The 750-nt window shown below is 48.7% G+C and carries 1 protein-coding gene; it reads right to left on the reverse strand.

Annotation, left to right across the window (positions count from 1 at the left end; all coding sequences use genetic code 11):
- Window positions 1-360 precede the first annotated feature (360 nt).
- Complete coding sequence (locus QEH59_RS18630) at window positions 361-639, reverse strand: response regulator transcription factor (RefSeq protein WP_308986894.1); 279 nt, start codon at window positions 637-639, stop codon at window positions 361-363.
- Window positions 640-750 lie beyond the last annotated feature (111 nt).

Genomic DNA, 750 nt, shown 5'->3' on the forward strand with positions numbered 1-750 from the left:
TGGCGATCGGCTTGAGTTCCTAGTTTGCGGTTTGCCATGCAATGAACATGACCACTCCATCGGAATGCGCAATATTTATGTTAAAAGGTATAATATATCTTTTGTAACCTCGGTTCTAGGAACCGGGGCGATGCCGATCGCTCCCCGAAACAAAGTTTCGAGGCTACGCAAAGGCCAAGCTTATAGATCATATATTCTTAGAAGCGGAACTATAAAGACATGGCGTGTCCGCTCGCGGACGCCGGGCCTCAAAGACTTGCATGCGTTTCACCAAGGCCGCCGCGAGCGGCGACGCCACAAAAAAGCTCCCCACTCCCGACTTCCAACTGCGCGCACAGCGCCCCCCCTGATTCGATCATATTATGACCACCCCAGGCCACCTTTATGCTTTACGATACCCTTATCGAGCGCGTATTGCATAAGTTGCGCAACGCTCTTTAGATTCAACTTATTCATGATATTTAGTCGATGGCGACGAACCGTAAAGGGACTGATATCCAATTCTTGGCCTATGGCTTCGTCCGTCTCGCACTTAGACAAAAGACGTAACACTACCATCTCGCGATCTGACAAAACCTTATAATAGGCATCTGGATCCTCAGCAATTCGATCCATCACTGTTCGAACTGCTGCAGACATATAAATTCGCCCCTGTAGAACTCTGAAGTTACCAATTAGCGAAGCCTAATAGGTAACTATAGGTTGGACAAACCCGCGTAGGATTAAAGGGGGCGTTCGACGACTCTAGTG

This window comes from Thalassobacterium sedimentorum (assembly GCF_031127905.1).
GTDB classification, from domain to species: Bacteria; Verrucomicrobiota; Verrucomicrobiia; order Opitutales; family Coraliomargaritaceae; genus Thalassobacterium; species Thalassobacterium sedimentorum.